Source organism: Arthrobacter sp. Soil_C_49 (genome assembly GCF_057656635.1).
In genome coordinates, this window is record NZ_JBDGJZ010000012.1 from 127,744 (window position 1) to 145,846 (window position 18,103).

Annotated in this window: 15 protein-coding genes; 11 read left to right on the forward strand and 4 right to left on the reverse strand. The window is 66.4% G+C overall.

Annotated elements, in window-relative coordinates; translation table 11 throughout:
* Positions 1-19 precede the first annotated feature (19 nt).
* The 3 genes from AC3A4Z_RS17680 (at position 20) to AC3A4Z_RS17690 (ending at position 2,603) form a co-directional block, all read left to right on the forward strand.
* Positions 20-1,072 (forward strand): LacI family DNA-binding transcriptional regulator, encoded by a 1,053-nt coding sequence (locus tag AC3A4Z_RS17680; protein ID WP_498712929.1) that lies wholly within the window; start codon positions 20-22, stop codon positions 1,070-1,072.
* 24 nt (positions 1,073-1,096) lie between these two features.
* Positions 1,097-2,008 carry an aldose-1-epimerase gene (locus AC3A4Z_RS17685; RefSeq protein WP_498712930.1) on the forward strand — a complete coding sequence of 304 codons (912 nt, stop codon included), beginning with the start codon at positions 1,097-1,099 and terminating at the stop codon, positions 2,006-2,008.
* A 181-nt stretch (positions 2,009-2,189) separates the two neighbouring features.
* Complete coding sequence (locus tag AC3A4Z_RS17690; protein WP_498712931.1) at positions 2,190-2,603, forward strand: CBU_0592 family membrane protein; 414 nt, start codon at positions 2,190-2,192, stop codon at positions 2,601-2,603.
* Here the strand turns inward: AC3A4Z_RS17690 and AC3A4Z_RS17695 are convergent.
* A complete protein-coding gene (locus AC3A4Z_RS17695) occupies positions 2,578-3,864 on the reverse strand; it encodes a glycoside hydrolase family 1 protein (protein ID WP_498712932.1) in 1,287 nt (428 codons plus the stop codon). The two genes, AC3A4Z_RS17690 and AC3A4Z_RS17695, sit on opposite strands and share 26 nt — an antisense overlap.
* Before the next feature lie 221 nt (positions 3,865-4,085).
* Between AC3A4Z_RS17695 and AC3A4Z_RS17700 the strand changes: the two genes are divergently transcribed.
* The 6 genes from AC3A4Z_RS17700 (at position 4,086) to AC3A4Z_RS17725 (ending at position 12,801) form a co-directional block, all read left to right on the forward strand.
* Positions 4,086-5,642 carry an ABC transporter substrate-binding protein gene (locus AC3A4Z_RS17700; RefSeq protein WP_498712933.1) on the forward strand — a complete coding sequence of 519 codons (1,557 nt, stop codon included), beginning with the start codon at positions 4,086-4,088 and terminating at the stop codon, positions 5,640-5,642.
* 65 nt (positions 5,643-5,707) lie between these two features.
* Positions 5,708-6,661 (forward strand): ABC transporter permease, encoded by a 954-nt coding sequence (locus AC3A4Z_RS17705; RefSeq protein ID WP_498712934.1) that lies wholly within the window; start codon positions 5,708-5,710, stop codon positions 6,659-6,661.
* Positions 6,658-8,748, forward strand: coding sequence for a dipeptide/oligopeptide/nickel ABC transporter permease/ATP-binding protein (locus AC3A4Z_RS17710; RefSeq protein ID WP_498712935.1), 2,091 nt, complete (start codon positions 6,658-6,660; stop codon positions 8,746-8,748). The genes AC3A4Z_RS17705 and AC3A4Z_RS17710 overlap by 4 nt, the downstream gene beginning before the upstream one ends.
* Complete coding sequence (locus tag AC3A4Z_RS17715) at positions 8,745-9,752, forward strand: oligopeptide/dipeptide ABC transporter ATP-binding protein (RefSeq protein WP_498712936.1); 1,008 nt, start codon at positions 8,745-8,747, stop codon at positions 9,750-9,752. Before AC3A4Z_RS17710 ends, AC3A4Z_RS17715 begins: the two co-directional genes overlap by 4 nt.
* A 37-nt stretch (positions 9,753-9,789) precedes the next feature.
* Positions 9,790-12,075, forward strand: a complete 2,286-nt coding sequence (locus AC3A4Z_RS17720; RefSeq protein WP_498712937.1) for a glycoside hydrolase family 78 protein — start codon at positions 9,790-9,792, stop codon at positions 12,073-12,075.
* Positions 12,076-12,306: 231 nt separating this feature from the next.
* The gene (locus AC3A4Z_RS17725) at positions 12,307-12,801 is read left to right on the forward strand and encodes a hypothetical protein (RefSeq protein ID WP_498712938.1); all 495 of its coding nucleotides are present in this window, start codon (positions 12,307-12,309) and stop codon (positions 12,799-12,801) included.
* Between the two features lie 15 nt (positions 12,802-12,816).
* Here AC3A4Z_RS17725 and AC3A4Z_RS17730 read toward each other — a convergent pair whose 3' ends face one another.
* Positions 12,817-13,656 carry an MmyB family transcriptional regulator gene (locus tag AC3A4Z_RS17730; RefSeq protein WP_493971231.1) on the reverse strand — a complete coding sequence of 280 codons (840 nt, stop codon included), beginning with the start codon at positions 13,654-13,656 and terminating at the stop codon, positions 12,817-12,819.
* An 87-nt stretch (positions 13,657-13,743) separates the two neighbouring features.
* Between AC3A4Z_RS17730 and ilvD the strand changes: the two genes are divergently transcribed.
* Together ilvD and AC3A4Z_RS17740 are read left to right on the forward strand one after the other, a co-directional pair.
* Positions 13,744-15,609 (forward strand): dihydroxy-acid dehydratase, encoded by a 1,866-nt coding sequence (gene ilvD / locus AC3A4Z_RS17735; RefSeq protein ID WP_498712939.1) that lies wholly within the window; start codon positions 13,744-13,746, stop codon positions 15,607-15,609.
* 27 nt (positions 15,610-15,636) lie between these two features.
* Positions 15,637-16,101, forward strand: coding sequence for a DUF8821 family protein (locus AC3A4Z_RS17740; protein ID WP_498712940.1), 465 nt, complete (start codon positions 15,637-15,639; stop codon positions 16,099-16,101).
* Between the two features lie 487 nt (positions 16,102-16,588).
* Here AC3A4Z_RS17740 and AC3A4Z_RS17745 read toward each other — a convergent pair whose 3' ends face one another.
* The gene (locus AC3A4Z_RS17745; protein ID WP_498712941.1) at positions 16,589-17,104 is read right to left on the reverse strand and encodes a hypothetical protein; all 516 of its coding nucleotides are present in this window, start codon (positions 17,102-17,104) and stop codon (positions 16,589-16,591) included.
* Between the two features lie 181 nt (positions 17,105-17,285).
* Positions 17,286-17,576 (reverse strand): hypothetical protein, encoded by a 291-nt coding sequence (locus tag AC3A4Z_RS17750; protein WP_498712942.1) that lies wholly within the window; start codon positions 17,574-17,576, stop codon positions 17,286-17,288.
* Positions 17,577-18,103 lie beyond the last annotated feature (527 nt).

The window sequence follows — 18,103 nt, forward strand, 5'->3', positions numbered from 1 at the left end:
CGAAAGACGGGATCGAGTCTTGGCTATAAATGTGCGGCCGGAAAAGCCCACTCTGGCAGCTGTTGCCCTGCAGGCAGGGGTTTCAACACCCACGGTCTCCAAGGTGGTAAACGGACGGGAAGATGTGGCTCCCGAAACCCGCGCCCGGGTACTGGCCGCCCTGGAACAGGCCGGGTACCAGTCGCCCCTTCAGCGGCGCGCCGCAACGAAAACCAGCACCGTGGTGGAGGTGGTGGTGGACGTGCTCACCGCGGCCTACACCGTGGAGGTCCTTGACGGCATACTCCAGTTCGCCGCCCAAGCCGACGTTGAAGTGCTGGTCAGCGCTACCGGGCCGGCCAGCTCCGGGGCTACCGCCGCGGTGCACAGCCCGGAGCGCCGCGCCCAGCGCATGGTGGACGAGGGCAGGGCGGGAATGATTGTGGTGACGTCGGCCTTCAGTGAAGCGCAACTCCAGGCGTTCCGGCGCCGCAAGCTGCCCGTCGTCGTGATCGACCCGCTCAACCCGCCTCCAGCGGACGTGGTCAGCGTGGGTGCGACCAACTGGGCTGGCGGCAAGGCCGCAACCGAACACCTGCTGGAGTTGGGGCACCGGCGGATCGCCTATATCGGCGGGATAGAGCAGGCAGAATGCAACCAGGCGCGGCTGCACGGCTACATGGCCGCCCTGGCGGCCCACGGCGTCCCGGTGGATCCGCAGTACATTGTTTCCGGCGGCAGGTTCCGCCGTGACAGCGGAACAGCCGGACTGCAGGCACTGCTCGGGCTTGACCAGCGGCCTACGGCGATCTTTGCCGCGAGCGACAGCATTGCGCTGGGTGTTTTGGGCGAAGCGGCCCGGCAGGGCATCGGGGTTCCCGGACAGCTGAGCCTCATTGGCTTCGACGGAACAATTCAGGGCGAGGAGTCCGTGCCCGCCCTCACCTCTGTGTCCCAGCCGCTCGAGGAGATGGGGCGGACGGCGTTGCGGTCGTTGCTCCGCCAGGCCCGCGGTGAGGTACTTGATTCCCGCCGTGTTGAGCTGGCAACCCAAGTGATCGTCCGCGAGTCCACCGCGCCACCCGCGGCCTGACCCGGCCCTTCGAAAGGAACATCCATGTCATCCATTACCTGCCCCAACGGTGAGCTGACTGTCCTTCGGGCGGGGGACTATGAGGCAACTGTCGCGAGCGTGGGGGCCGGGCTGGTCAGCCTGTCCTTCCGCGGAACGGACCTTGTCCTGCCCTTTTCGGCGGACGAACTGCCCCCGGCCTACGCAGGAAAGACCCTTATGCCCTGGCCGAACCGGGTGGCCGGCGGCGCCTACAGCTTTGGCGGTCAGCGTTTTGAACTGCCGGTGAACGAAGCGGGCACGGGCAGCGCGCTGCACGGGCTTGCATTGTGGAACGCCTGGCAGGTGGAACGGCGCTCGGACGCCGAGGTGGTGCTGGCGCACCTGCTGCACGGCGAACCCGGGTACCCCTTCCAGCTCGCGCTGACGGCCCGTTACGCCCTGGACGCCGGGACCGGGCTGTCCATCGAACTCGGCGCCAGGAACCTGGGATCCGCCCCCGCCCCCTATGGCTGCGGCTCCCACCCCTACCTCACTGTGGGCGGCGAGGACATCTCCGCGTGTGAGCTGACCTTCCCTGCGGGCAAGGTGCTGATGACGGACGAGAAACTCCGGCCCACCGATCTCCGGGACATCACGGGCACGGAGTTCGATTTTTCCCAGGCCCGCATACTTGCTGCGCAGCAACTCGACCACGCCTTCACTGCCCTCCCCGAGGGAACATGGGCGGTCAGGCTCCGGCACCCTGCCCGGCAGCTCTCGGCGGTAGTGGAATCAACGGGGACGGATGCGCCCTGGCTGCAGCTCTACTCAGGGGAGCTGCGGGACCGGAAAGGGGTCGCTGTTGAACCCATGACCTGCCCGCCCGATGCCTTCAATTCCGGTCAGGACCTTGTTGTCCTGGCGCCGGGACAATCACACTCGCTGGCCTGCAGGATCCACGCTGTGGAGGGCTGAACGCGACAGGCGAAGGGGTGGATCCAACCGGCCCCCGGGGCGGAGTATGATTATCCCGCCGACCCACAAACGAGTCCTCGCCCCTCCGGGCTCGAGTCAACGGTTTGTCCGGCGCAACCAACCTTCAAACCCCTCGTTTCCCCTGCCCGCCTCCGGCCGGCAGGCATCCCGAAAGGACACCATGGAACTGCTGTGGGAAATCGCCGGCTGGGCCGGTGCGGTGGCGATCCTCAGTGCCTACCTCGCCGTTTCCATGGGCTGGCTGAAGGCCGGCAAAGGCTTCCAGACCGCAAACCTGTTCGGCGCCGTCGCCTTTATCATCAACGGCACCGTCCACGAGGCGTGGCCTTCGGTGGTGACGAATGTGGCCTGGTTCCTGATCTCGGCCATCGCCCTTGTCCGCATGCGCTCTGCGGCTCCCCAGCCGGTGGTGCCGGCCGAGGAGCCGCAGGTTCAATTCCCCGGCGTCCCGGACACCACCGGCCAGCTTGCCGTTGTGGAGGTCCTCACCGGTTCCGTTCACGGTGAGGCGGACGTGCACCGGGGGCCCACGGAATGCACGACGGCGGTCAGGCCGGCTGGGGTGCCCTGCTGACCACGGCGTTATCTGCCGGGGCCTTGCGCACCTGCGCCTGCCGGCCCAGCCAGTGTGCGCTCTCCTTGGGCGTCCGTTCCTGGGTCTCCCGGTCCACGGTGATGAGGCCGAACTTCGGCCCGTAGCCGAACACCCACTCAAAATTGTCGAAGGCCGTCCAGGCGATGTATCCGCGGACGTCGATGCCGTCCTCAAGGCAGGACGCCACACACTCGACGGCGGTGCGCAGGTAGTCCACCCGCTGGGCATCGTCCTCGGTGGCCAGGCCGTTTTCCGTGACCATCACCGGAATGCCGGCAATCCGGTGGGCTTCCCGAATGGTCGCTTCGAGGGCCTGCGGGTAGATCTCTTCGCCCATCTGGTTTGTGGGCACGCCTTCCGGCGCCGGCGCATGCCCGTCCGGGCCGTAGACGGTGCGGCCGTAGGTCTGGATTCCCACAAAGTCGTCACCCCGTGACGCTTCGAGGAAGCGCTCGTTCACGCCGCGGCGGACCTTTTCGGCCAGTTCCCCGCCGCCGTCGATGGACTGGATGTCGGAGTTGGCGAGCGTCCAGCCCACCAGGAGATCCGGCCGGTGCGCTTTGATTGCCGCGGTGCCGGCCCGGTGCGCCGCCAGCTTCACCTCGAACCCGGCCTCGGTGGAGCAGAACTGGAACGGCGCAACGGTGCTGGCATCCACGCCAAGGCGTTCCGCCGCCGCGGCCCACACGGGTACTGAGCCGCGGTTTTCCGGTGCCACGCCGCCAATGCCGAAGGACTCCAGCAGCCACGGCAGGTTGGGTTCGTTCAAGGTGCAGGCGACGCCGATCAGGTCACCCAGGTGCGCCATCACCCGGTCACAGTAACGGGCAAAGAGCTCAGCGGTGCGCGGGCCTTCCCAGCCGCCCAGGGCCAGGAGCCAGCGCGGGGACGTGAAGTGGTGGAACGTGACCACGGGGGTGAGGCCATGCTCGTGGCAGGCCTGAAGCATGCGGCGGTAATGGTCCAGCTCGGCCTGGGAGAAGAGCCCCTCCTCCGGCTCAACGCGGGCCCACTCAATTGAAAAGCGGTAGCTGGTGAAGCCGAGGCCCGCGATCAAGGCGATGTCCTCGCGGTAGCGGTGGTAGTGGTCCACGGCATCCCCGGACGGCTCGGAGAACATGCTGCCGGGCAGGTGCTCAAGGAACCAGGTGTCGCTGTTGACGTTGTTCCCCTCCACCTGGTGCCCGGCGCTCGCAACGCCCCAGAGGAAGTCCTGCGGGAATGGTGTTGTGGTGGTCATGCAGTTCCTTTCGGTTCAGCGCCGGACTACAGCGCACGGGGCTTCACTGCCCTGGCTTTCCATCCTGACCGGCCACGTGACCGGGACCACAATACTTTTTCAATCAATGACATTCTCATGTGAGTGCCCTCGGCGCCCGGCTGATGCTTGGAAGGAGCCGGCCAGCAGCCGGCCCCAAGACATTCCCTCCGTTGTCACATCCGAATGCAAAGGCGCACTACATGAAACTCCTGAACTCCACCGCCCGTGCGAGCTCCGCCGTTCTGGCCGGAGCGCTCCTGCTGGGATCGATGACCGCCTGCGGCGGCGGTTCAAGCCAGGCCACCGCCAAGGCAGACACCAGCACCCTGACCCTCGCCGTTGACAGCGACTCGGCGTCGTTCGGCTTCGATCCGCTGAGGGTGTCCGCTGCCCAGCGGCAGTTTTTCGAGGGTCTCTACGACAGCCTGATGACGCTCCAGCCGGACGGCTCGGCCGGTCCGGGCCTGGCCAAGGAGTTCAGCTACAACGCGGACAACACGGTCCTGACGTTGACCCTCAAGGAGGGCGTGACCTTCACGGACGGCTCCACGCTGGACGCTGAACTGGTCAAGGCCAACCTGGACCGCCGGTCCGATCCCGCGCTCAGTGCCTACTCCGCCGTCGCCAAAGGCGGCGCCCAGGAAATCACGTCCGTGGACGTGGTCAGCCCCACCCAGGTTGCCCTGACGTTCGCCTCGCCGCAGCCGGGTTTCGAAAAGAACCTGGCGTCCACCACAGGCATGATCGTGGGCAAGAACGGTGTCACCGACTCCGCAAGCCTCGCCGCCACCCCCGACGGGTCCGGCCCCTACACCCTGGATCCCGCCACGGTGAAGGGCAACAAGTACGTTCTGGTAAAGAACGAGAAGAGCCCGGAGGCCTCCAAGTACGCCTTCAGCAAGGTGATCTTCAGCGTGGTCCAGGACCCGCAGGCCCGAGCGAACGCACTGGTTTCCGGCCAGGCCGACGTTGCCATGCTGACCTCGCCCACGGTGGACTTTGCCAAGTCGAAGGGACTGGGCGTATCCCAGATCGGCGGCACGCTGCACACCATGGTCTCCTTCGACAAGATCGGCAAGATTGCGCCGGCCTTTGCCGAGGAAAAGGTCCGCCAGGCGTTCCAGTACGCCATCAACCGCAAGGCCCTGGTGGACGCGCTCCACAAGGGTGACATTGCCTCCTGGAACGCGCTGCCAAAGGACTCGGCCGGTTTCACCGAGGCCCTTGAAACCACGTACGCCTACAACCCGGACAAGGCCAAGAGCCTGCTGGCAGAGGCGGGCTACAGCAACGGCTTCGATTTCACCATCGTGGGCAGCGCCGAAACCCAGACCGACCTGCAGGCGGTCCAAAAGGACCTCGCCGCCGTCGGAATCACTATGAATATCAAGATGGCCTCCTCCACCGACGAGGCTTTCGCAGCCGTCGCCACCACGCCCCTCGGTTATGCGGCACTCGGTTGGGACAACCCGGTGGGCCTCATGTACGGCGTTGTCCTCAACGGCTTCACAAACGTGCAGAAGGCCACCGACGACCAGCTGGCCGCCGCCACTGGTGAAGCTGCCGCCGCGAAGGACGACGCCGCCAGGAAGGCCGCGCTGACCAAGCTGAACACCAGGCTGGTGGAATCCGGCTGGATGATCCCGCTTTATGAGTCGCTCACCAACCAGGGCTACAACACCAAGAAGGTGGCGCCGGTGGAGTTCGCCGGAACCAACGCCTACCCGCTCCTCTCGTCCTACAAGCCGGCCAGCTAATACCCGCACCTGCCGGGCGGGCGCTCCCCACCAACAGGAGGGCCCGCCCGGCAAGAGCCTGACCGATGGAGGTCACCATGGCATTATTCATCACCAAGCGCCTGCTGATGGCGCTGGCCACCGTGCTGGTGGTTGCGGTACTGGCGTTCCTGCTGGTGCACGCAATGCCCGGCAGCCCGGGCGCCGTGTCCCTCGGCGCCGGCGCCTCCCAGGAAGCCATCGCCGAAGTCAACCAGCGCCTCGGCTGGAACGATCCGCTCCTGGTCCAGTTCGTCACCTGGCTCGGCGGCGCAGTCCAGGGTGACCTCGGCATCTCGCTGATCGACGGACGTTCCGTCAGCGCGGACCTGGCCAGCAGGCTCCCCGTCACCGCGTCCCTTGCTGCCGGAGCCACGCTCCTCAGCGCGATCCTCGGCATCGCCCTGGGCGTCACCGCGGCTGTGCGCGGCGGTACCGTGGACCGGCTCATCGGTGGTGTGGCCGGCATGGCCGTAGCCCTTCCGGCGTTCTGGATCGGCATCATCTTCGTCTACCTCCTGGCCGTCCAGTCTTCAGTCTTCCCGGCCACCGGCTACGTCCCGTTCGTGGTCTCACCCCAGGACTGGGCGCTGTCCCTGGCCCTGCCGGTGATCACCCTTGCCGTGGGCGGCGGAGCGTTCATCGCCCGCCAGACCCGGGCCTCCATGCTCGAAGCGCTCCAGCAGGAACACATCCGGACCCTCCGGGCCACCGCCACCCCCACGTGGAAAATCCTCTACATCCACGCCCTGCGCTATGCCAGCCTCCCCATCGTGGCCGGCATTGCGCTCCAGTTCATCCAGCTCTTCGGCGGTTCCGTCATCGCCGAGCAGCTGTTCGCCATGCCGGGGCTGGGCCAGGCCGTCCAGAACTCCGTCAGCACCCATGACGCCCCGTCCGTCCAGGGCGTCGTAGTGATCGCCACCGTGGTGGTGGTCGCCGTGAACCTGGTGCTGGAACTCGTCACCAAGTTCCTCGACCCGAAGTTGCGTGCCTCATGATCCCCAACGTTGCCCCCGCACCAGCAGATTCAGCGGAGCCGACGGCGGCTGCCGTCCTTCCCAAGGCCCCGCGCCAAAGCGCGGCCAGGAAATTCTCCGGCAGCAAGCTGTTCCCCTCCCCGGCGAGCATCGCCGGTGTCCTCTGGCTGGCCGCGCTGGTGGTCGCTTCCCTGACCGCTCCGCTGTGGCTGCCGTTCAAGACCGAGGACCAGGACTTCACCGCCGTCCTGTCCGGACCCACCCCCGCCCACTGGCTCGGCACCGACGAACTGGGCCGGGACCTCCTCAGCCGCATCTTCGCTTCGGCGGCCGGCACGCTGGGGACGTCGATGATCACGGTGATTGTCGCCGTCGGCCTCGGCACGCTGCTGGCGATGCTGGCCGCAGCCGCCGGCGAACGCGTGGAGAACGTCATCAGCCGCGTCACCGAAATCATGATGTCCCTGCCCGGCACGGTGATCATCCTGGCCGTGATCGGCGCTGTGGGAACGAACATTCCGCTGATCATGGGCATCCTGGGCGTGCTGATCTCGGCCGGCATCTACCGGGTGATGCTGGGCCAGGCCAAGTCCCTGCAGTCCCAGCTGTACGTTGACGCCGCCAAGGTGGACGGCGTCAGCACGGCCGGCATCAGCCTGCGGCATGTCCTGCCCGGCCTGACCAACACCATTGTGGTGCAGGCAGCCCTGATCTTCGCCGTCGGCATGCTCATCCAGGCCGGCCTGGCCTTCATCGGCTTCGGCCCGCCCATCCCGCAGCCCAGCTGGGGCGGCATGATCCAGGGCGCCTCGCAGCACGTCTACGACGCCCCGTGGCTGATGGTCCCCACCGGCGCGGTGCTGGCCCTGACAGTCCTGGCCGCCAACGCCATCGGCAACGCCCTGGGTAAGGCGCCCAACGCCACCGCCTCGCACCTGCCCTCCGCGGCAGCCCGGCGCCAGCGCGCCAAAGCGGTCGCCGCGATTGCCGCTGCTGCGCCGGCCTCGCAGGATGCCGCGAAGAACACCCTGAGCGTCCGCAACCTCTCCGTGGGCGTGGACTCCGTGGGTGCCGGCAAGGGAGTCCGCCTGGTCACGGACGTCTCCTTCGACGTCGAACCCGGCACCGTCCTTGGTTTGGTGGGTGAATCCGGCTGCGGCAAAACCATGACCGCGCTGTCCCTTCTCGGCCTGCTGCCCTCCGGGGTCTCCGTGACCGGCGGCCGGATCCTCTGGAACGGCAAGAACCTGGCCGCGGCTACCGAGAAGGACATGGAAGGCATCCGCGGACGCGACATCGCCCTCATCTCGCAGGAACCCATGCGAGCCCTGGACCCCATGTTCACGGTGGGCTACCAGCTCACGGCCACGGTCCGGCGGCTCCGCGGAATGGGCAGGGCCGAAGCGAAGGCCGAAGCCCTGGGCCTGCTGGAAAAAGTGGGCATCGTGGACGCCGCCCGCATCCTCAAGACCTACCCGCACCAGATCAGCGGCGGCATGGCCCAGCGCGTGGCCATCGCCCTGGCACTGGCCGGCCGTCCCCGCCTGCTCGTCGCCGACGAACCCACCACCGCACTGGACGTCACCGTGCAGGCCGAGATCCTCTCGCTGCTGCGGTCCCTGGTGAAGGAGACCGGAATGTCAGTAGTGATGGTGACGCACGATCTTGGCGTGGTGGCCGACCTCTGCGACCAGGTGGCCGTGATGTACGCCGGCGAGGTAGTGGAGAACGGCCGGACGGACAACATCCTGGACAACCCGCGCCACCCGTACACGCTGGCCCTGCTCGCCGCGGATCCGCACGCCAACCACGCCTCGGACATGCCCGAGCGCCTCGCCACCATCAGCGGCCAGGTCCCGCAGCCCAAGGACTGGCCCGGCACCTGCCGGTTCGCCGCCCGCTGCCAGTTCGCCGGGTCCGCCTGCATGGTGCCCATCCCGCTGCTTCCCTCCGGGACCGGCGACGGCGTGGTGCGCTGCGTCAAAGCCGACGAACTCGCCGTCGAAGGCCTGGACTGGGTGGCCACGGACGTCCCCGCCCATCACATCCTGAACCTGGTTGAGGCCCCGGCTGCTGCAACCCGAACTGCTGAAAAGGATCCCGCATGAGCACCGCAACAACGGAACGCCGCGAAGCGCCGCTGCCCGCCGCCGCCCAGCCGCTGCTGGAGGTCAAGGACCTGGTGGTCCGCTACGGCAGGGGCCGCAAGGCAGCCGCCGCTCCCGCCGCCGTCGACCGTGTCAGCTTCAGCATCGCCCCCGGGGAAACCGTGGGGCTGGTGGGGGAGTCCGGCTCGGGAAAATCGACCATCGGCAAAGCGATCCTGGGCCTGCAGAAGGTGTCCGGCGGATCCATCACCTACCAGGGCAAGGACATCACCTCCGCCGGAGCGTCCCAGCGCCGGGCCTTGGGAAGTGAACTGCGGGCCGTCTTCCAGGACCCCAACTCCTCGCTGAACCCGCGGAACACCGTGGGGTCCTCGCTGGCCGAACCGCTCCGGCTCCGCGGCGTTGGGGCCGCGGAGGCACGGCAGCGCGCCGAGGACATGCTGGAACGGGTTGGCCTGCCCCGCGAGGCGGTGGACCGTTACCCCAGCCAGTTCTCCGGCGGCCAGCGCCAGCGCATCTCCGTGGCCCGCGCCCTGATCTGCGACCCCAAGCTGGTGGTCTGCGACGAAGCCGTCAGCGCCCTGGACCTCTCCACCCAGGCCCAGGTGCTGAACCTCCTGGCCGACCTGCGGGACGAGCGCGGCCTGGGGTACCTGTTCATCGCGCACGACATCGCCGTGGTCCAGTTCCTGGCCCAGCGCGTGGTGGTCCTCTACCGCGGCCAGGTGATGGAAAGCGGACCCGCCGCCGCCGTCACCGAGAACCCGAAACACCCGTTCACCCAGGCCCTCGTTGCCGCATCCCCGGTGCCCCGGCCCGCAGAGCAGGCAGCCCGCCGGGAGGCACGGGAATCCCTGGGCGTCCGCACCGGAGCGGCAGCGGTGCCCGGACCCGGCGGCTGCCCCTTCCGGCTCCGCTGCCCGCTGGCCACCGAGCTGTGCGCCACTGAACGCCCGGCCCTGCGCACGGTGGGCGGCTCCGACGTCGCCTGCCACTACGCCTGAACACCTTTTTCACAGACTGCAGAACGGAATATCCCGCATGACTTCGACTCCCTGGCACGCCGCCATGATCACGCCCGATGAAGACTTCGACGGCGCCCCGCTGCTCCGCAAGGAGTTCACCCTCGACGAGGGCCACGGCGCGGTGGCCCAGGCGACGCTGCGCGCCACGGCCTTCGGGATTTACGAAGCCCTGATCAACGGCGTTCCCGTGGGCGAGGACGTGCTGAGCCCCGGCTGGAGCTCCTACGAATGGCGGCTCCGCTACCGCAGCTACGACGTCACGGCCCTGGTGGGCCCGTCGACCGTCATCGGGGTAGCGCTGGGCAACGGCTGGTACCGCGGGCGCCTCGCCTGGCACGGCATGTCCCACCTGTATGGGGATGAGCTGGGCTTCTTCGGGCAGCTGGACATCGAATTCGAGGACGGGCACGTCCAGACCGTCTCGTCGGATTCCTCCTGGCAGTCCGGCCCCTCCGCCACCACCTTCAACGACCTCTACGACGGGCAGACCATCGACGCCCGCCGGAACCAGCCCGGCTGGGCGGAGCCAGGCTTCGGCGCCGGGAGTTGGGCCGGGGTGCGCACGCTGGAGTTCGACGCCGGCCGGCTGGCTGAGCCGATGGGCCCGCCCGTGGTGCGAACCGCCGTCGTCAAACCCCAGGAAATCTTCGCCTCGCCCGGCGGCAAAACGCTGGTGGACTTCGGCCAGAACCTGGTGGGCTGGGTCCGGCTCACCGTGAAAGGCGAAGCGGGGCAGGCCGTTACCGTGCGCCACGCCGAGGTACTTGAAGATGGCGAGCTGGGCGTCCGCCCGCTGCGGTCCGCCAAGGCCATGGACACGTTCATCCTGTCCGGCGACGACGACTTCTTCGAGCCCACCAAAACGTTCCACGGGTTCCGCTATGCCGAAATCTCCGGCTGGCCCGGCACGCTCAGCGAGGATTCGCTCGAGGCCGTAGTGGTCCATTCCGAGTTGGAGCGCACCGGTACCTTCGAGTGCTCGAATGGACTGGTGAACCAGCTGCACCGCAACATCGTGTGGGGCCTTCGGGGGAACTTCCTGGACCTGCCCACCGACTGCCCCCAGCGCGACGAGCGGCTCGGCTGGACCGGCGACATTGCCGTGTTCGCACCCACCGCGGCGTTCCTCTACGGCGTCAAGGGCTTCCTGCAGGACTGGCTCAAGGACCTGGCAGCCGAACAGAAAGCAGCGGACGGGCTGGTGCCCATCACTGTGCCGGATGCGCTGAAGTACTGCCCGCAGCCGGCCGAGTTCCCCTCGCCGGAGTCGTCGGCTCTCTGGAGCGAAGCCTCGGTCTGGGTGCCGTGGGCCCTCTGGGAGTCCTACGGCGACCTCACCGTGCTGCAGAACCAGTATGAATCCATGACCTCCCACACCCGCCGGGTGGAGGGTCTGCTCTCGCCCACCGGACTGTGGGACACGGGTTTCCAGTTCGGCGACTGGCTGGACCCGGACGCCGACCCGGACAAGCCGTGGGACGCGAAGGCGGACACCGGCGTTGTGGCCACCACGTGTATGTTCCGCACCGCCACCATCACGGCCCAAACGGCCCGGCTGCTGGGGCACCAAGAGGACGCCGAGTACTTTGAGCAGCTGGCGGCACGGGTCCAGGCGTCGTATCTGGAGCACTATGTGGCCGCCGACGGCACCATCCGCAGCGACTGCACCACCGTCTACGCGCTGGCCATCGCCTTCGGGATCCTGCCCAGCGCCGAGCACGTCGACTTCGCGGGGGAGCGCCTCGCCGAGCTGGTCCGGAAGAACAACTACCGGGTGTCCACCGGCTTCGCGGGTACGCCGTTCATCACCGGCGCACTCACGGACACCGGCCACAGCGAGGAGGCCTACCGCCTGCTGCTGGAAGAGGGTTGCCCGTCCTGGCTCTACCCGGTGACGATGGGCGCCACCACCGTGTGGGAGCGGTGGGACTCCATGCTCCCGGACGGCACCATCAACCCCGGCGAGATGACCAGCTTCAACCACTACGCCCTGGGCGCGGTGGCGGACTGGCTGCACAAGAGCGTCGGCGGCATCAGCCCGCTGGCCCCCGGATACACCAAGGTGCGGATCGCGCCGGTGCCGGGCGAGGGCATCGACTGGGCCAAGACCTCGCTGAAAACGCCACACGGAACCGTCCGCGTCGAATGGAAGCACGACGACGGCGCGTTCCGCCTTGAGGCGACGGTACCTTCGGGAGTGGAGGCCGACGTCGTACTTCCGGGCGGTGAGCCGCGCACTGTCGGTGCAGGGACGCACAGCTTTAGCGTGCCTGCTGTGCTGGCCGTCCCGGCCGGAGCGTAGGAGTGGCGGCTTTGGCGGAGCTGCTGGTCGTGGATAATGACTTCGGCGGCGATCCTGACGGGCTGGTGGCCCTGGCGCACATCCTGTTGCGCTGTGGCCCCGACGTGACTGTGCTCGTGACGAGCTCGCCGCTGGATCCGGGACTGGCTGCGGCGGCAGGAGCTGACCCTGCGACTACCGCCAGCCGCGGCCGCGACCTCGCCAGGCAACTCGTCGGGCTGATGGAGCGCCATGATGTACGTGTCATGGCGGGTGCCGAGTCAATCGGGACCGGGGTGCCGCAGCTCCGCGCTGCGGCTGGACCCGGCGCTCGCCGATCGCGCAGTGCTGGTCTGGGTGGGCGGCACGCTCGCGGAAGCGGACTGGGGCGAATACAACGCGGACACTGACGCCGCATCAGCCGTGGCGGTGCTGGCCTCGGGCATGCCCCTGGTCCGGATCCCGTACGAGGAGTACACACAAATGACCGTTGCGGTGGACGCGGTGAAGAACGAGCTGGCCGCCGCATCACCGGTGGGATCCTGGCTGGCCGAGCGGCTGCTCGACGTTCCGCCGTTTGTGCAGCTGGGCAGTACGTTGACCCTGGGTGACAGCGTGCTGGTGCCGTTTGGGCCAGGCGTCGAGACTGTTGGGGTCGCTGCTGATCCGGGAACCGTGATCCACCATCGTGTGGATAGTGAGGCGCTCTGGAATGACCTGATTGAGCGGCTTGGGGCGCATGGATAGGGCGTCCTTGGGGTGCTATCTGCCGGCTGAGAGCAGCCGCTGGATCTGCTCCGCGGCGTCGCTGTCCGGCGCCGGGGTGTAGACCACAAGATGCAGGTCCGGCCGGTCCGAGGGTGAGACCTGGTGGTGTTCCAGCCGGAGGACCCCCACCGAGGGGTGGTGGAAGAGCCGTTCGCGGGATTCGAAGCCGAGGATGTCGTACCTGTCCCAGCCTTCCTTGAACTCCGGACTGGTCTCCTTGAGCCGCTCCACCTGGTAGGCCACGTCCGGATCGCCCAGCCGCTGCCCTGCTTCAGCCCGGAACTCGGCAAGGAACCGCCTGCTGGTGACGTCCCAGTCGGGGAGCAGCTCCCGGACGTACGGGTCCGTGAAGACCAGCCACAGCAGGTTCCGCTCCGGGGCGGCAACGTTGGCGATGTTGGGATACAGCGCGGCGTAGGCCCTGTTCCAGCCGGTGACGCTCCAGTCCGGTGCCAGCGCGAAGGCGGGGTTGGGGCCGAGGGCGTCGAGGAGGCGTTGGATGTGGGCGGGAGCGTCGGCAGCCACCGGACCGGCTGTGACGGGTGCCGAATAGCCGCCCAGCGACAGGACGTAGGAACGTCCGGTTTCCGAGAGGTGCAGGGTCCGGGCCACGGCTTCCAGGACTTCGCGGGAGGGCCTGATGTCCCGGCCCTGTTCCAGCCAGGTGTACCAAGTAACGCTGACCCCGGAAAGGAAGGCCACTTCCTCCCGCCGCAGCCCTCGTTCGCGGCGGCGGGCGACGGGCGGCAACCCGTACTCGGACCGCAGTGCCTGGTCCCTGCGTGCGCGCAGGAACAGGCCCAGTTCCTTGCGTTTGTCCCCGGCCTCTTTCACGGCAACTAACACTAGTACTCTGTTACTCCTACTACTAGTATCAGCACTGTCTTCCGCCCGCGCGCGCGGGCGGGCAGGATCGGTAGCATGCCTGCACTTCGCTCTAAAACAGTCACCCATGGCCGCAACATGGCCGGCGCCCGCGCACTGCTGCGCGCCTCCGGCGTCGCCAACTCGGACATCGGGAAGCCGATCATCGCCGTCGCCAACTCCTTCACCGAATTCGTCCCGGGGCACACCCACCTCGCCCCCGTGGGCAGGATTGTCTCCGACGCGATCCTCACCGCCGGCGCGGTGCCGCGCGAGTTCAACACCATTGCCGTGGACGACGGCATTGCCATGGGCCACAGCGGCATGCTCTACTCGCTGCCTTCCCGCGACCTGATCGCCGACTCGGTAGAGTACATGGTCAACGCACACTGCGCCGACGCGCTGGTGTGCATCTCCAACTGCGACAAGATCACGCCGGGCATGCTGATGGCCGCGCTGCGCCTGAACATTCCCACCGTGTTTGTTTCCGGCGGCCCCATGGAGGCCGGCCGCGTGACCCTGACCGACGGCTCTGTGCGCTCGCTGGACCTGGTGAACGCGATTGCCGACGCCGTGGACGAGTCCATCTCCGATGAAGACATCAACCTCATCGAAGAGAACGCCTGCCCCACCTGCGGTTCCTGCTCCGGCATGTTCACCGCCAACTCCATGAACTGCCTCACCGAGGCCATTGGCCTGTCCCTTCCGGGCAACGGCTCCGTGCTGGCGACCCACACCGCGCGCAAGGCGCTGTACGAGAAGGCCGGGTCCACCGTCGTCGAGCTGGTGAAGCGCTATTACGACGGCGACGACGCCTCCGTGCTGCCGCGCTCCATCGCCACCGCGAAGGCCTTCGACAACGCCATGGCCCTGGACATCTCCATGGGCGGCTCCACCAACACCATCCTGCACCTGCTGGCCGCGGCGCAGGAGGCGGGCGTGGAGTACGGACTGGCCGAGATGGACGCGAAGTCGCGCCAGGTGCCGTGCCTGGCCAAAGTGGCCCCGAACGTCGCCAAGGACAAGACCTACTACATGGAGGACGTGCACCGTGCCGGCGGCATCCCCGCGCTGCTGGGCGAGCTGAACCGCGGCGGGCTCCTGCACAAGGACGTCCATTCCGTGCACTCCGACGACTTGGATGGCTGGCTGGATGACTGGGACATCCGTGGCGGGAAAGCCACGGAAGAAGCGAAGGCCCTGTGGCATGCGGCTCCCGGCGGCGTCCGCTCCTCCACCGCCTTCTCGCAGTCGAATGAGTGGACCTCCCTGGACACCGACGCTGCAGAAGGCTGCATCCGCTCCGTGGAGCATGCCTACTCCAAGGACGGCGGCCTGGCTGTGCTCCGCGGGAACGTGGCCGTCGACGGCGCCGTGGTGAAGACCGCCGGTGTGGACGAGTCCATCTGGATTTTCGAAGGCCCGGCCGTGGTGTGCGAGTCCCAGGACGAAGCGGTGGAAAAGATCCTGAACAAGGGCGTCAAGGAAGGCGACGTGGTGGTCATCCGCTACGAGGGCCCGCGCGGCGGTCCGGGCATGCAGGAAATGCTGTACCCGACGTCGTTCCTCAAGGGCCGCGGCCTGGGCAAGAAGTGCGCCCTCATCACCGACGGCCGTTTCTCCGGCGGCACCTCCGGCCTGTCGATCGGGCACATCTCCCCGGAGGCTGCCTCCGGCGGCGCTATCGCCCTGGTGGAGGACGGCGACATCATCAGCATCGACATCACCCAGCGCTCCCTCCAGCTGCAGGTTTCCGACGAGGTTCTCGCCGAACGACGCGAAAAGCTCCTGCTCAACGGCGGGTACAAGCCCAAGGACCGGGACCGCCACGTGTCCCCGGCCCTGCGCGCCTACGCCGCCATGGCCCTTTCGGCGGACAAGGGTGCGGTGAGGGACGTCTCGCTGGTGGAGAACCTCGTGTAGGCTGCGCTGGAACTCACAGGAGGATGCATGCCGTACACCGTAGATTTCAAGAGCGTGTCCACCGTTGGCCTGGAATCATCGCCGGTGGCTGAGGCGCTGGCCGGGCTGCGGGCCAACGAGGCGCGGTACTACAAGAACAAGTACGACCACGATTTCACCGTCACGCCCGCTGACGAGGCGCCGGAGACAGTGGCGTACGTGCACAACATCCTCTCCGCCGAGCGCAACCTCGTCATCGCGTCCCGTCCACTCGAAGTGTCTTCCTTCGAAGTGGACGGGTTGCGGATGACGTACGTATTTTACGAGTCCGGCCTGGCCATCAATGTGATGTATGGACTCGAGGAGGGGGCTAAGCGGGCCGTTGGGTTCAAGCTCTCCGACGGCATGGACGTTCCCGAGGAACTGGCGTCCAGCTTCAAGTTCGCACGCCAGAAGTCGAAGCTCGCTGGCGTGATCCGCGGCTCCTACTTCGTGATCAAAGGCGAGTACTGACCGGCGGACGTTGCGTTAGGGGCTCGGGGTGTCCGGCCTTCTCGCGGCGGCCCGACTGTCAGGTTAGGTGCTGGACTGTTCGCGGGAGAGTGTCAGTAAACGTCTTTAGGACCCTATTCTGACGCTTGTTTGCGTCACTTTCTGACGTCAGGTTGGGGTGTGCCTCGCGTGGACAGGTCGAAAACGCCCGAGACTGCAGGTAGGGAGTGATTGACCGTAACCGCTGAGGACACGATTCCCGGCGGATAACACGAACCTGCCACCCGTCCTCCCGGCGGTATGTTCGTCCAGCTCTCCCATAGGAGAGCTGGAGCCGGATGAGGCTATGATCCGAAGCCAGGTCTTCAATTACTCCACATGCAATGGCAAGGCCGTCATCGAGCACCTCAACCTCATCACCGGGTCTGATCCCTTTCCAGTCGAAGATTTCGGAAGACCTTGGCATTGGTGAAGCCTTCCTTGATTCGGTTCAGTAGAGATGTGCAATTCACGGGGCTCTGATATCCGAAAAATGATGGCAGTCGAGAGGCGGTGACCACCTCCGTTTTCCCATCGAAAGCAAAGCCAAATCGCGGGCAACAGCTTTCTGGGCCTCCGTGTGATTTACGCGGCCATTGCCCTTAGAATTCTTCCCAGACTTCGCGGCCCGGGGAACCTCCTCACCGTTCCTACTGGAAGACAGCGGATCGTAGAAGACAACGTCCACCCTTTGCCGGCCCGTGACGAAACCAGGCGGTAGGGGTATCAGATCAAGGCGGGTGTTACCTTCGACAAGCTGTGGGAAGACACCTGGGTACATCACGCCAAGAACAACCACAACAAGTTCCGGATGGGGATGCTGCGACGATCCAGGTTTGGGGAGGGGGGAGCGCTTGTCCTCATCAGCACTACGGCGTCTTCTAGCAGGGGGCTTCACTGTTTGTTCCTCTTCCCACTCGCTGAGTGGAAGCTCGTCGCCCTTCTCATAGTCTGTACGGGACTTTCTCGCCTCCAGCTGCTTCATGACGGTGGCTACCTCTAAGAGGTCCGGTTCGTCAGGCTGGGGTGTAGCTCATAGAAAAGGCACCCTTCCAATAAGGTGGGTTAGGAGGGAATCTATTCGGAGAGCAGTCGGCGTTCAGAAACGAAAATTTGTCCTCGAGACTCTACGGGCGGGGCACAACCGATCTGTCGGGTTCTCTGGTTCACCTTCGCACGATCTCTTCGCGGGACTCCCGAGTTGTGCCGCATGGCACTTCGGGGTCGACGCGAACGGTGTACTTGCCGTAGTCGCGTTGCACGACCATAATTCCTTGCCTGCGTTCAAGAGCAGCGGGTATGAGTCTACTGATGGCACGGTTAAGCTTCTCGTCTCTGCTCTGAGGCTCCTCGAAAGTGATCACCTCAAGGGCAAGAGGAAGTGCCTGGCTTGGGAACAGGCTGCCGCCCGCCAGCGAGAAGGCGTTTGCTTCCGGTTTATGCAACTTGTAGAACACAAGTCCTCCTTTCCCTTCACTAGGTCGACCTCGCAGCGGCTAATCCAAGATTGTTTGGCGCCTCCCCAAAGGAGGGCACCAAACGGAGTAGGCCCACGATCAGATATTCGGTTCAGCCGGGGACCCCTGCGCGAATACGGCTGCGGATCTGCTGGTCCATTTCTTCCTGCTGCCACTTTCGGCCGCAGTTTCCACGGTTAGGACAGGTGGACCACCTATCCCGTCCTGATCTCCGATGACAATGTCACCAGTCCCGCAGATGACGTTGCCGCAGGTCAGGGCCTGCCCCACTGCGGCAAAGCCGCCCTCAAGGAGTGGCCCGGACACGAGCTGAATACGGTCTTCCACAACTCCTTGACTTCCACGCCTGATGTTCAACGACAAGCAACTCCGGCCCTGGTCTTGCTTTGTTGGGGCCGGAGTTGCAGTCGTTCGGGGGTTTATGCCTTTAGGTCGAAGGCGCGCTGGGTGACGTTGACCTTGACGGTTTCGAGTTCGGTGATTGCTTCTGCCAGGTAGGTGGAGAA

Excerpts from the sequence above, each read along its gene's own strand:
- AC3A4Z_RS17685 (WP_498712930.1), top strand. The coding sequence starts at position 1,097 with ATGTCATCCATTACCTGCCCCAACGGTGAGCTGACTGTCCTTCGGGCG.
- AC3A4Z_RS17690 (WP_498712931.1), top strand. The coding sequence starts at position 2,190 with ATGGAACTGCTGTGGGAAATCGCCGGCTGGGCCGGTGCGGTGGCGATC.
- AC3A4Z_RS17695 (WP_498712932.1), bottom strand. The coding sequence starts at position 3,864 with ATGACCACCACAACACCATTCCCGCAGGACTTCCTCTGGGGCGTTGCG.
- AC3A4Z_RS17700 (WP_498712933.1), top strand. The coding sequence starts at position 4,086 with ATGAAACTCCTGAACTCCACCGCCCGTGCGAGCTCCGCCGTTCTGGCC.
- AC3A4Z_RS17705 (WP_498712934.1), top strand. The coding sequence starts at position 5,708 with ATGGAGGTCACCATGGCATTATTCATCACCAAGCGCCTGCTGATGGCG.
- AC3A4Z_RS17710 (WP_498712935.1), top strand. The coding sequence starts at position 6,658 with ATGATCCCCAACGTTGCCCCCGCACCAGCAGATTCAGCGGAGCCGACG.
- AC3A4Z_RS17715 (WP_498712936.1), top strand. The coding sequence starts at position 8,745 with ATGAGCACCGCAACAACGGAACGCCGCGAAGCGCCGCTGCCCGCCGCC.
- AC3A4Z_RS17720 (WP_498712937.1), top strand. The coding sequence starts at position 9,790 with ATGACTTCGACTCCCTGGCACGCCGCCATGATCACGCCCGATGAAGAC.
- AC3A4Z_RS17725 (WP_498712938.1), top strand. The coding sequence starts at position 12,307 with ATGATGTACGTGTCATGGCGGGTGCCGAGTCAATCGGGACCGGGGTGC.
- ilvD (WP_498712939.1), top strand. The coding sequence starts at position 13,744 with ATGCCTGCACTTCGCTCTAAAACAGTCACCCATGGCCGCAACATGGCC.
- AC3A4Z_RS17740 (WP_498712940.1), top strand. The coding sequence starts at position 15,637 with ATGCCGTACACCGTAGATTTCAAGAGCGTGTCCACCGTTGGCCTGGAA.
- AC3A4Z_RS17745 (WP_498712941.1), bottom strand. The coding sequence starts at position 17,104 with ATGAAGCAGCTGGAGGCGAGAAAGTCCCGTACAGACTATGAGAAGGGC.